The organism is Nereida ignava, from assembly GCF_001049735.1.
In the GTDB taxonomy this organism is placed as follows: Bacteria; Pseudomonadota; Alphaproteobacteria; order Rhodobacterales; family Rhodobacteraceae; genus Nereida; species Nereida ignava.
This window is the reverse complement of the sequence record NZ_CVPC01000016.1, coordinates 13,434-25,940: the sequence shown is the minus strand read 5'-3', so window position 1 is coordinate 25,940 and position 12,507 is coordinate 13,434. Positions and strand designations below refer to the sequence as shown.

Annotated in this window: 9 protein-coding genes; all 9 read right to left on the bottom strand. The window is 58.2% G+C overall.

All coding sequences use genetic code 11. The features are described 5' to 3' along the window. Positions 1 to 2 precede the first annotated feature (2 nt). From NIG5292_RS11785 to hisH, 9 genes are read right to left on the bottom strand one after another with little or no spacing between them, the layout of a single operon-like run. A complete protein-coding gene (locus NIG5292_RS11785; protein ID WP_048599750.1) occupies positions 3 to 1,793 on the bottom strand; it encodes a heparinase II/III family protein in 1,791 nt (596 codons plus the stop codon). Then, positions 1,775 to 3,664 (bottom strand): asparagine synthase (glutamine-hydrolyzing), encoded by a 1,890-nt coding sequence (gene asnB / locus NIG5292_RS11780; protein WP_048599749.1) that lies wholly within the window; start codon positions 3,662 to 3,664, stop codon positions 1,775 to 1,777. Before asnB ends, NIG5292_RS11785 begins: the two co-directional genes overlap by 19 nt. A gap of 1 nt (position 3,665) precedes the next feature. Continuing rightward, positions 3,666 to 4,973, bottom strand: coding sequence for an O-antigen ligase family protein (locus NIG5292_RS11775; RefSeq protein ID WP_048599748.1), 1,308 nt, complete (start codon positions 4,971 to 4,973; stop codon positions 3,666 to 3,668). Next, on the bottom strand, positions 4,970 to 6,439 hold the full coding sequence (locus NIG5292_RS11770) for an MATE family efflux transporter (RefSeq protein WP_048599747.1): 1,470 nt from the start codon (positions 6,437 to 6,439) through the stop codon (positions 4,970 to 4,972). The genes NIG5292_RS11775 and NIG5292_RS11770 overlap by 4 nt, the downstream gene beginning before the upstream one ends. Next, positions 6,433 to 8,346 carry a CDP-glycerol glycerophosphotransferase family protein gene (locus tag NIG5292_RS11765; protein WP_048599746.1) on the bottom strand — a complete coding sequence of 638 codons (1,914 nt, stop codon included), beginning with the start codon at positions 8,344 to 8,346 and terminating at the stop codon, positions 6,433 to 6,435. The genes NIG5292_RS11770 and NIG5292_RS11765 overlap by 7 nt, the downstream gene beginning before the upstream one ends. Positions 8,347 to 8,350: 4 nt before the next feature. Then, on the bottom strand, positions 8,351 to 9,511 hold the full coding sequence (locus NIG5292_RS11760) for a polysaccharide pyruvyl transferase family protein (RefSeq protein WP_048599745.1): 1,161 nt from the start codon (positions 9,509 to 9,511) through the stop codon (positions 8,351 to 8,353). A gap of 12 nt (positions 9,512 to 9,523) precedes the next feature. Next, positions 9,524 to 10,594 (bottom strand): acyltransferase family protein, encoded by a 1,071-nt coding sequence (locus NIG5292_RS11755; RefSeq protein WP_143082012.1) that lies wholly within the window; start codon positions 10,592 to 10,594, stop codon positions 9,524 to 9,526. A gap of 44 nt (positions 10,595 to 10,638) precedes the next feature. Further along, complete coding sequence (locus tag NIG5292_RS11750; RefSeq protein ID WP_048599743.1) at positions 10,639 to 11,856, bottom strand: N-acetyl sugar amidotransferase; 1,218 nt, start codon at positions 11,854 to 11,856, stop codon at positions 10,639 to 10,641. Further along, entirely contained in the window at positions 11,849 to 12,502 is a 654-nt protein-coding gene (gene hisH, locus NIG5292_RS11745; RefSeq protein ID WP_072936739.1) for an imidazole glycerol phosphate synthase subunit HisH, read from the bottom strand. The genes NIG5292_RS11750 and hisH overlap by 8 nt, the downstream gene beginning before the upstream one ends. Positions 12,503 to 12,507: the final 5 nt, after the last annotated feature.

The following is a 12,507-nucleotide window of genomic DNA, read 5'->3' as shown; positions in this document are numbered from 1 at the left end:
GATCAGAAGCCGACTTTCGTGATGAGTATTCCCGGCCGACTCACCTTGACCGAGATTTCCGGAATCTCTGTTTTCCGCAGATAGTAGCGTGATTCCATCGTGGTGCCGAGTGTCGGGGAGATCGGCATGCCATCGAATTCAATCGCAACCGAGTAGTTTCCATTACGGACAATGTCACCTTCAAAGTACCATTCGCCAGGTACCAAACGCCAACGCAAGCATGCCTCTTCAAAATTGCCGGTTATCGCATCCCAACAAACCAAGGATCCAGCGCTCAGGGTTATCGCCCGATGATGCTGGGCACCACGGGCATCTGTGTATGCCGCCGCTGCACTTGCCTTAACACCATTATCCAAAACAGGCTCAACAGCTTCGGCCTTGAGCCAGTCTCCAAAAAGGAAACGCCCAAGTCGGGGCATCTGGTCGCGCCCGTCGAACTCGATGGTATTATGTGCTGCCGTGCCTGCGAACCATTCGGCTCCCTCGGCATTGTAGCTGAAGGTTCCGCCGTCGCGCAGAAGGTTGCGCCCCGCGTGCCACAGGTCGACATGCAGGGCGTCCGCTTGGCTAGGTCGATAGCGGAACCGGGGATAGCGCAAAACCGCCATGGCCTGTCCGACGCGCAACACATGATAGCCGCCGACATCGGAACTGCGCGACGTAGGTGAGGGCCAGAAATGATCGCCTTGTTTCAAGCCGAGCGCGGACACTCTGGGATCATCGTAATCCGGCCATGGTCGCTCGTTGTCAAACAGTACCGCCGCCAGCGCCACAGTCGGGCGAAAATCGCGGTAGTCTGCTTGCGACACGGTAAACAGGTGCGAGCCGTCGTTCGGACCCAAGTTTGGTGCATCCCCGGTTGCCGGGTCGACGATAGCCTGCAACCAGCGCGCCCCGTCCAAGATACGTGACCGCGCCTCGGTTCCCAGTCGCGGTGCACCGGTCTTTTCCGCCCACAGGCCGGCCAGGCAGAACCCCTCGAGATTGGCTCGGTGATAGGTCGTCGAATACTGACACGGGCTGCCGTCAGCCTGAATCATCCGCAGCGCACGATCATTCAGCCATCGCAACCCGGTCCGTGCACACCGGTCGGCGTTCGGCATCGACCAGCGTTTCCCCCAGCTACCTGCGACGTAGATCCCGCAGGCTTCAGCGGTGCCGTGGTTGTTGTCCTGTCCAAGGGCATATGACAATGTCGGCCGGATCCGCCGTGCATGGACTTCAACGAGCCACCGCATTGTCGGCGATGGATCGCACCAGGTGTCCAGGATCAACGCCGCCAGTGCGAGGTTCATCAGGCGAATGGAGGCCTCCTGTCCGCAGGCCCAGTTGATACTACGATAGGGCGGGTTTGCGTCAACCCAGTCTCGCAGCCAGTTTTCCATTCGAGTTGCGGCATCCGCGTCCCCATTACGCGCTGCCAGCGCAAATTGGGGCAACCAGTAGAAGCGCGACAGCTCCCAATACCTCTTGACGTCCCCGTCGCCGATCCGTTGCAGCGCGGCGACCCAGTCGACATCGGGATCCTGCCGGGTGCCCGCACCAAAGGGATCGGCGTGCCAATCTGGTGCTGCCCCCAATTCGACTGGATACCAGCCAAAGAGCTTCAGTGTGACTGAACCGCCCTGTCGGTCACTGTCACCGAGGCCGTAGACCGCACCCTCGGGGCAAGGTGTGTCGGGCGGCCTCGGCCGCCACCCCGACTTAAGCCTTGCACGGTAAAGTGCCACTCGTGCGACGTTGCGCAAGCCGAGTTTCGGTGCGGTTCTGGCGATCAGGCCGTAACGTGACATTGCATCTGCTTCTTCAGGTCCTGTTCGATCTCGGCAGCGGTGCCCATCCACAGTTCAAGGGCAAAAGGCGCAAACACGTCACGGAACCAGACATGCCCCCGCCCGGCGCAATAGGCATCGAAGCGTTCGAGGTAACCGGCCTTGTCCACCAAGCCGGTTTGATAGACCCGCGCGTCGTTTCGCCCCATCAAGTCGCGGACAACGGGTTGCAGGTTGCCCTTCAGCCAGTCGTCCTGTGGGTTCGCAAACCCTTTCTTGTCCTTGCGCCACGCGATCGAGGGCGGAAGGTCGCACTCGAAGGCCTTGCGCAAGGCGTATTTCGTCCAGCCGCGCGACAATTTCAACCGCTCGGGCATTCGTAGCCCCATATCCACCACGCGATAGTCGAGGAACGGAGAGCGGACCTCGCGCGACCACGCCATCGACATGCGATCCTCATAATGGCACAGGTAAGGGACCGAATATTTCGAAACATCCAGCCACTGCCGCTCTCCCAACGAGGTGATCCGGCCGAGAGGTTGCAGATCCAGCGCGCTCGCTGCGGCTTCCCCCAAGATCGACTTGTTCGAAGCACCAGTATACCGCTTGGCGTCGTTGAGGTTGAATTGAGGAAGGATCGTGCCGTTTGCGATGAACCCCGCCGCGAGTTTTGTCGCTTCACCCACACGGCGCGCCCTGAGCAGACGTTTGATTTCCAGGATCGGGTATTTACGATAGCCGCAAAAGGCCTCGTCCGCGCCCTGTCCCGTCAACACAACGGTGATCCCAGCCGAGCGCGCGCTTTCCATCAACTTGTAGAAAAGCAGACTCGAGAATGACGTGACCGGTCCGTCGGCGTGGCGAATGCAGGTCTGCAAGAGACCGAACAATCCGTCGCCTTCCTCTGGATCAAGACGGACGCGCCGGACATCGCCGTCCAAATGGCGGGCCATAGCGTCGATATGGACACTCTCGTCGTCTTTCGACCCAGGGTTCACGGCTGAAAAAAGCTCGGTCCGTTGCCCTTGGGCTCCGGTCGTCTGCGTCGCCTGCACAGCGATTATCGACGAATCGATGCCCCCTGACAGGGCAACGCCGACTGGAACATCGGCGTGTAAGCGCAGTCGAACGGCATCCTGGACCAGTGATCTGAGTTCCTCGATGCAATCGTCCGGGCTCTGCGCCCGCAGCGGGGTTTCGTATCCGGACTTCCAGAAGGTGCGGATATTCGAGACCCCCGCGGTGGGATCGGTGCCGTCGATCTCGCCGATCGACGCGGGCGGGAATGCCTTGATGGACGCCAGCCAACTGCGGTCATCCACATTCTGCAAGGATTGCGCCAGAAATCTCGAGGCCGTCACCGCGTCTGGCGTTAAATCGACACCGGGCAGCCCCAGAAGGCTGTGCATCTCGGAGGCCATGAAGACGCCGCCGCTGTCGCGATGCACGTAAAGTGGCTTCTTGCCGAACCGGTCGCGCGAGACATAGAAGCGGTTGGCCGCGATGTCATGTATGACCATCGCCCACATGCCGTTGAAATGCGCCACAGCCTCGTCGATGCCCAACCGCTCGACAAGCTCGACAATCACTTCGGTATCGGTACCCGATTTCAAATCGTGCAGACCGAATTGCCGGGCCAGCTCGCGAAAATTATAGACTTCTCCGTTGAAAAGTATCCTGAACCGCCCGGAGGCCGACAGCATCGGCTGCGCGCCGCTTTCGCTCAACCCAACAATGGCCAGACGCTCGTGCGCCATGCCCATGTGCACACCGCCAGTCTCTTCGAACAGCACGCCTTCGCCATCCGGTCCGCGATAATGCTGCCTTGCGTGTGCGACCAATACGAAGCTGCGCACCGGCCGCGCCGAGATTGCAAAAACCAGTCCGCACATATCAGCCGTATCCTCTTTGTTGACCAGTGACCAAGGTCTCCGGTAGTTTCGACGCTTTGGTCCGGCGGCTGCCAACCATCGACATCGCGATATAAAACGGGACGAACATATTGATGAAAAAGCTATATGCGAAAAGCGACTGAGCAAGCATCGAGATAAAGGCGAGTCGACACGCGTACTCGGCAAAGGACTTACGATTGATCCTGGTACTCAAGACCTGCGCTATCAAAATGATCCATATCATCAAGCCAAACAGACCAAATTTGGCCGTGATCGCCAGCGGCGTAAAATGGGCGTTCGTCACTTCCAGATGATCGGCCATGCCGAATTCGAAAAGGAAGTCGGAATCAAGATCGTATCGAAAACCGTATCCATTTCCGAACCAAAGCGACCAGTCAACGAGATGGGGCAACAATGATACGTATTCCACATAACGCCCTGGATCCGTGTACATCAGGATTTCAAGGAGATTGTCCGATTGCTCCATCGCACGCTCGATCTGGCGGAAGGTTCCGAGGATCTTGTTGACGGATACCAGGTCGGAACCCAGAAAACTGCTGCTGGCAATGAACGCGACTGGAAGAAATACCACGCCGACGACCAGGAACCGGATAAACCCCTTTCGCACCTTCGGATGCGCCAGAGCGGCGACAGCTGCAATGACGATCAGCCCTAACATGACCATCCGCTTGCCTGCCGCAAGCGCGATCGCGAGAAAAACGAGATACGCGAATATCTTTCCCTGAGCTAACACCAGGGCTGCAGCAAAGGTCAATTCCGCCGGTGCCTGATAATAGCGGCCTGATGAGGTTCCCAGCAGGACCGAGGCCACCGCAAGGGCAATTACGGCAAAGAGACCGCACCAAAGCACGAGTTTGCGTGCCGGTTTCGTGAAAACCGCATCAAGGTCGGTAACTGCATGAATGCGTGACAAGATCGTTCTGAAAATCACGATCTTTGCGATGAACATGAAGAATATTACCGTGTCGTTTGCAAAGGTGATCGAAAGATTTCCACGGGCAATACCGATCAGGAATGGATAGGTCGCGAAGATGAGCAGCAAAAGGTCGATGCCGCGAACCTTGACCCGCGATCCGCAATACTTAAGGAACGAAATCACGATCAGCGCATCCATCGCCCGATACAGCAACAACAGAAGCGGCGGCAGCCCCGGAACACCCAAAAGCCTGAGAAGAGCCACCAAGTTCAAAGCGGCAAACACGATCATGAAAAAGACGGCGACCTTCAGAACCTTAAGTTCACCGCGGATCGACAGCAGGTCGGAGCTCTGGGCAGCTTGGTCACTCATCGCGCGATCTCATCTTCCTGTGAACGTTCGCTGAACCGTTTCGACGCGATGATCAAGCCGAGACCGGTCACGAGCGACAAAAGAACGTTTACGACGATAGCCGGTCGGGCATCGCTTTCGAGATAGGCCATGCATATCATCTGAAGCTCCAGAACCCCAAGGGATACGACCATGACCACGGTTGCAAGCCCTGCGAGTGTGACCAGGCGGCGCCTGGCAACGTCGCACGCGAATCCGACGGCACGCATGCACAGCCACACACTACGGCCACTCATCAGGATCATCGCGACCAGAACTGACGCAGCCATGCCCTCGATCCCGCCGCCAATGTTCCACGCGACACCCAAGAACAAGATTTCGAGGAGTAGGGTAATGACCGTGTTGACCAAGACTGCTGCCTTGATGCCCAAGGACATGGTGACATCGCTCATAGCCTGTGCGAGGCCTGTGACCCCCCCCGTAATGGCAAGAATACCAATGACGCGCACTGCGGGTTCGTATTCTGGCAGTACAAAGTGAATAAGCAGCGGTGAAAATGCGCAAACCGTGAACAGCGCGCCGTAGGTAAGGAGCTGAATCAGCACCAGCATCCGGTCGAACTCGGCTTGCATCAGCGCGGGGCCGTTGGTTCGTTCACGCAGCCGCAGATGCGTCGGCAAAGAGACCCTCGCGATTATCGATCCAGGAAGCCCGGTCACGCTGGCCGCAAGCGCCCCGATCCCGTAAAATCCCACGGCCTCGGGACGCGCAACCCAGAACACCGCGATCTTGTCCACGCTCATCAAGCCGAAACGCAGCAGCCCTTGCACCATGATCGGGAAACCATCCCGAAGCATCGATATGGTCCTGGGATAGTCCAGCCTCGGGAACACCACGATCCCGCGCGCAATCACATTCAACATTATCAGTGCCAAAGCCAGTGCCACGGCCCAACCGAGCGTCAACCAGAGCAGTGGCGGCTCGAACCGAATGACGACCAGTCCAATCGCAAGGAAGGCGAAGGCGTAAACCAACCTTGCGATTGACGAAGCGATAACCTTGTATTCGTTCAGCGCGCTTGCCTGTGTCGAAATGGTGAACTGCTGGGCCAAGATCACGACAAGCAGCGCAAGCGCGGTCGACAAACCGCCGATCTCATCGAATGCATCGTCACGGACACCGGAGATCGCCACAAGCAGCCCAGCAACCACCACGATTACCATGATCTGAAAACCGTAAGCCGCCGCTCGATTGGCAAGCACCTCGTTCGGCGAACCGAGTTCGATCAAACCGGGTTCCCGCCGGGCCATTGACGATGACACGCCGAAATGCAGGAAATTACCGTATGTCGCAAATGTCTGAATAATTGACCAAATGCCGTAAACGGCCGGACCAAGCAGCCGCGCCAGAGTCACCTCGAGCAGGAGAAGAGGCAAGCGGCTTCCCAACTCGCCGACCGCCAGGCGCATCGCGTTTCTGGTCAGCATCCAGACGATCCAGAAGCGATCAAGTCGGCCACGCGGTCGGTCGCTCGTCCTTTGCCAGGAAAGAACTCGTCGATAAACTCCGCCCGCCGGTTCGCATACGCCTCGAGGCTTTCGACCCGTTTTTCCGGCGCATAAGCCCGCAAAAGCGCCCTGAGGCCGGAGGTGTCGTAGCTCTTGTCGTTGACGGATGACCTCAGATAATCGAGCCGATCCACGATGTCGCGGGGGTATCGATGCAGGTGCGCAATGCCGGGCACTCCGCCCAGTGCCGCAAATTCGAGGCTCGTCGATGTTCTCGAAAGAACCACGTCGGCCTCGGACAAGGCATCCTCGAAAGGCCCGTTGAACAGTGTGACAGACTGTGACCGCGACGCGAGTTCGTCACGAACCGTTTCGTATTTCCCGAGGGGCTCACGCGGATGAGGTTTCAGGATCCAGACCAGCGGAAAATTCAGGTCGCTAGCTGCGGTTTCCAAGGACTCAACCAGTGCCGCGTTATAGTCGAACTCTTGCACGAACGGCTGAGTCGCTACGAGCACGCGTAATGGCGAATGACCCTGCGCGGCGCGATTGATCAACGCGTCCAAACGGGCATTTCCCGCCGTCAGCACATCGTCCTGAAGTGGCAGTCCGAAAGCATGGACGCGTGCGGGATCCGCGCCCGACGCCGTAAAGATTTCCCGAAGGCGCTGGTTCCCCACAACGAGATGATCCATCGCCAATGGCCATGGATAGAATACGTCGTCTGCCGAGGTGTTCTGTATCATCACAGAGCGCATCGACCGCTGAAGGGCGAGTTCGCCCTGGAGGGCACCCCAGCGATCGACGGTATCGAACGATACGACGGCCGAAGGGGTCAGGGCGCCGAACGCGCGACCAAGCTGCAAACGGTGAACGAGAAGTTCGGGCACAGATGCAAAAGCCGTATACATAATCTGGGTCGCAATGTCCTTCTTCCCTAGAAATCCCCAGTCGGCCACGCGCTCTGGCCGCGACGCCAGTGCGCGCCGTGCTGCGCTATGCCGTCGCGAAATACAGGTGAGAAAGATCCGCGCAATTTCGCCGGGAGTGGAATAGCCGTGCAAGGGATTCCAGGGGCGTGTTCCCCGCGATGCGGCAGCGGTTCCGTCAGGTGATTTGATAAGATCATCGACGAGCATGATGTCGCGGTAACCTTGCCCGGCCCGGTGCCGCATGATCGGTTCGGCAGCGACAACTTCGGTTCTAGCCCGGGTGATGAACACGGCGTCAACACTCTGTCCCTCTGGGGGCCTGCGCGCTGCGCGGCTGCGCAAGAACAGCGTCTTGCCCTTATACCCAAGCAAAAGCAAGTCGCGCAGCGCATTCTTGAAAGATGCGAGGCGGGCGCCCTGACCCACATGCTCCTTCTTGATGCCCGCTTCATTGCACAAATGCAGTAACAGGGGCCCAAACCCCAGTTCGATCTGAAGTAACGTGCGGATCTCGAGCCTCTCGATAAGCCGATAGCGACCGTGAAAACGGAAAAAACGCGCCTTGCGCAACCCGTTACCGACCAAGGCGCGAAACAGAAGTTCGAAGGCGAATGCGTTGTGGGTCAACAGGCCGATGTGATTCAGCAATGCGAGGCGGATGCTTTCGTCCGCGTTCACACCAAGCTTTGGCAAGACCTGCCCGATGACGTCGCGGTCCATCAAGGCTAGGCAATATGCGCTTTCCGGGGTCGAGATCGCACGCTGGGTAATCCCGAAAGCTTCCAGAGCCTGTTCCAGCGTGAGATGTGCGACCCGCTCGCCCAGAATATCCAGCGATACACCCGGAACGCCAGAAATCACGCAATCGACGCCATCGAGCAAAGCCGAGTTGCCTGCCAAGCGCGCAACACCCCTGGCATTGAAGACAAAAAAGACAACTCCGGTGCTCGGCATGGGGTCAGAGCCCCTCGATCCAGGTGACGACGCGGGGCGTAATGCCATCGCGTAGGGCCTGTGCCGTATCAAGGGCCTGCTGCGGCGTTCCCAAAAAGGCGCTGTCTGGTTCGTCCAGGGCATCGGAAATCCGATCGGCGAGGATCGTCGAAAACCCGGGCTCTGAAACGTCGATACAGCGGTCGGGCTGGCCGACCTCGTCATAAAGCGCCGAAATCTGCGGGTAGCACACCAGACCGAGAGTTTGACGCCTGTTGCCAATCGGCACGACATTGGCATGGAAACGGGTTCCGACACAGACATCCGAGGCCGCGTAATGGCCAAAAACCAGCCGTGCGGCCGCATCCCCCGTTCCATAGGGTGCCTGCGCGACCCGGGTGCGGCGCATGCGGTCCGGCAGGCGGTCGATCACCCTGTTCACGACATCGAGATCACGAAAGATGTGCGGCGCGAACAGGAATCCGGTCGCCGGATCCCGTTCGGAAAGGGTGCCTATTGCGTTGGCAATTTCCTTGGCAAACCCCTCGACACCGTCGTCGAGCCCGGCAAACCGAATTTCGGCCATGTCGCTGGCCAGGTTTATCGTGACGATGCGGCTGACATTCGGGTCGCTGAAAAGCGGGATGCCCTTGGCCGGCTGAAAATCGGCAAAGAACCCATTGTCTGGAGCGTGCAGAACGGCGTTCGCATAAGGTGTTCCGATATGATCGGACAGGTTTCTTTTGGCCCCGTCATTCCGCACGCTGACGAGGACCTTGTCGTTCGCGAGCAATGTGTCGAGGAACCCGGTAAACCGCGTGCGACAGGCATCGGGAACGCCTTGGCCGGGATCGACCCCCAGGGCGTTGAAATATACCGGCACATTGATTTTCGCCCACAGGTCGGGCGCGATGCCGATCGATGTTCCGGTCGGCGAGTTTTCAACCCAAAGCTCGAAGTAGTTGCCGCCGCCGATCACCAATCCGTCAAAGCCGTTGATGTAATCGACCAGGTCCGCGTCCCAGGCGCGCTCACGCCAGAAGAACTGGCGGATTTCAAGTTCCGTCCAGGCGATAGGACGCAGGCTTAGGTTCTGCAACCAATCGCGAAATCCGATGTGGTTGGCGTTATCGCCGATGTTTCCGCTGAAGCTGGCGATGTGAAGTAGGCGCAGTTCGGACACCATGAAATCCTCTGGCTATGCGATCTTTCTGGCGGCAGATCGGGTCATGAAAGGGCGTTCGGCAAAGACGAAAAAGATCATGCTGACGACAAGAACAACGACGACAGCAACCGCCAGAAAGACAGCGAAACCTCCAGGAAACGATGTCGCCGCCCAGATTTTCGAGAAGGCGGACAAAAGCGGATAGTGGATCAGGTAAATCGAATAGCAGGCCCCGCCCACCACGAAGAGAAAAGGCATGGACAGGAACCGGCGCACCGGCGCGCAGCCCAGTGTCGTCGCGAAGATCGCGGTCAGCAACACGATCTTGGCCAGATTTCCCCACACCGACGCATAGTCGGCTTCGATCAGGAAATACACCAACAGCGCCGTGGGGAAAACAAAGGCCAGCCGTGCCGGGATTTCGAAACGGCCCAGCAGGGGGAACGCGGCACCGAGCAAGAACAAATGCCCATGCGACAGCAGCGTCAGATAAAAGTCACCCACCAGATACGCAGTCGCAATGAAAACCAGCATCCCACCCGCGAAAAGGGTCTGCGCCAGCCTCGGCTCCAGTCGATAGATCGCATAGAGAGCCGGTGCCAGGACATAGAACTGCAACTCGACCTCGAGGGACCAGGTAACGGTGTTGATCGGACTGGGCTCGAGATAGATCAACCCGTGCAGGTAAGTGATCGACGCCAGGTAATGCCCAAGACCATCGAACAGGCCGAAACGCCCGCTCGCAACCAGCAAGACGAAAAAGATCGTCATGATCAAGATGAACGGGGGTTCCAGCCGGCGAAGACGCCGCACGAAATACCGGCCCAGGCCAACCCCGCGGCGCTCTTTCGCGGCGCGGAAGAAACCCAGCCCGAGCACGTATCCACTGATGACGAAAAAGAGTTGAACACCCAGTTCGCCCGCTGAAAACACGCGTCCGAGCGGGGACTCGAGCGCAAAACCCGGGTCCCCTACATTGGCTCTGTAGGTCCACCAGGCGTGGTCCAGAACCACCGGCAAGATGGCAAAGAACCTCAGTCCGTCGATTTCCGCGACGAACGCTCCGCTTCCGGAGGGCCGTCGCAGACGATCAATCAGGCTCATATCCCAACGCTCAGCATCGGCAGCCACAGGGGCCGCGATGCCCCCTATTCGACGACGTGGCGCAACGCCCACCCGTTGTCCGAGTGCTGCCAAAGATGCGGCGAACGGAACTGGTCGACCGTTTCCCAGAATTCGGCGTCGGACAGTCCGATGTAATCAAGGAAGTCCGCATAATAGCGCTGCGGGAATTCCTGATCGTACTTGCGGACAAGATGCACTGCCTCTTCGCGGTTGATCTTGCCGTTTCGGACTTCCTGGGCTGAGTCGTAGGTTGCGCGACCGATGCCGAATTTGATCAGCGTGGTGAAGTAATGGAACATGTCGATCTTGTCGTCGATGCTCGAATACTTCGAATAGGTGCCGGGCGTCCGCTCGGAGTTGGCCTGAAAACCGGTGTTCTCGACGGCGTAGTAATAGCACTCTTGCGGGTCCCAAGGCAGGTAGAAGCCCAGATAGTGCACCTCGACCCCCGCTTTTTCGAGACTTTCTGCGGTCGGCGGGATGTAGGGCGCAAAGTCGTTGAGCGTGTAGTCGTAGTCGCGGATGATATCCGCGATCTTCACACCGCCTAGGCGCATTTGCATCGGATCCTGAGCTGAGAAGAATTTGGTGTCCATCGTCGGCTTGAAGTTTTCATTGGGATCGTTGCCGTACTCGGCCTGGTTCTCGCCGTACATCACCAATTGCACGCCATATTTCTGCGCCATCGCCGGCCCGATGATCCGTTGACCGACAATAAACGGCTGAAAGGGGTGCAGCAGGTTCTTGAAGGCCAAACGCGTCAGTAGCCTGTGAAGGCGCCCGTTGGGCGTGAACAGGATGTTGTCATGGCCACCTTCATGGATCCAGTTGGTGAAGTTCTGCCAGCCGATATCTGTGTAAAGGTGCGGGGCCCACGTCACGGTCAACGGGTTCATACCATATCGATACTTCAGGATGTGCGATGTGTAGGCACTATCCTTGCCTCCGCTTCCGGGAACGATCATGTCATAGCTGCCGTCGTTGCGCCGAAACTTGTCCAAAGTAGCTACAAGCTGATCCTCGCGTTTCTTCCAGTCGATGCGGTGCGCTTTTTCCTGATGATAATGACAGGCGTCGCAGATGCCATCCGCAGCGAAGCCGATGGTTTTCTTCTTGTCTTCCTTCTCGTGCTTGAATTCGACAGTCGAGCTGGGACGTTGGTTGGAGATCACACAGCTCTTGCAAAAACGAACCTCGTTCGGAAGGCCATAAAAGGCTTCGAGGGCTTCCGTCTCAGACATGGATCATGTCTCCTTTCATTACGAAATTTTTCAACATTTTAAGGCCTTCCGGCCCGCTTTTCTCGGGATGAAATTGGGTTCCGACAACATTGTCTACGGCAAAAACCGCGGCGAACTCGTTTCCATCAATCTCGGCCACCGCGACAACGTCCGGCGAGGTTGCGGGCACCGCGTAGGAGTGGATAAAATAGAAACGGGCGTCCGGGTCGACACCGTCGAACAGCCACGCGGCGGCGTCGCTCCGTCGTTCAAGTGTCTTCCACGCTACGTGTGGCAAGCGCAGCGTGTGTGCGGGGTCCGAGGAAGGGATCAACGATACAACGCCTTGCGCAAGACCCAGGCCTTCGGACTCGCCGAATTCGAGGCTGCTTTGGGCCAGCATCTGCATGCCGAGGCAAATTCCCAACAACGGCATGCCGTCACTCACGGCAGACTTCAGGGCTGTATCAAGCCCGCGCGATGTGAGTTCGGTCATTCCATGGGCAAAGGCACCGACACCGGGCAGAATAAGACGTTCGCATCCAAGTAGTTCAATGGGGTCCGAACTCAGAATCGGTCGTCCGCCGACAGCCTCGACGGCACTGCAAACGCTTCGGACATTCCCGACCCCATAGTCGATGACACCGGTCAAATTGGTCTTTGTCATATCAA